The sequence below is a fragment of the Streptomyces lushanensis genome (assembly GCF_001700515.1).
In the GTDB taxonomy this organism is placed as follows: Bacteria; Actinomycetota; Actinomycetes; order Streptomycetales; family Streptomycetaceae; genus Streptomyces; species Streptomyces lushanensis.
This window is the reverse complement of sequence record NZ_MAUD01000597.1, coordinates 1-203: the sequence shown is the minus strand read 5'-3', so window position 1 is coordinate 203 and position 203 is coordinate 1. Positions and strand designations below refer to the sequence as shown.

Here is a 203-nt window from a genome sequence, read left to right as displayed (position 1 = left end):
GCGGGCACGACGCCCGATCCGGCACAGGGCCAGTACGACGCGGACGGGCACTACGGCCCCGACGGTCAGTACGGCACCGATGGCCAGTACGGCCCGGACGGGCACTACGACGCCGAGGGCCCGTACGACACGAAGGACCCGTACGACCCCGACGCCGCGTACGGCGCTCCCGGACCCGAGCCCGAACCCGAGGACGGCTTCGA

At 73.4% G+C, this 203-nt stretch carries 1 pseudogene; it reads left to right on the top strand.

Annotation, left to right across the window (positions count from 1 at the left end):
* Positions 1 to 203: pseudogene (locus BFF77_RS36075) on the top strand (hypothetical protein); the annotation flags it as partial.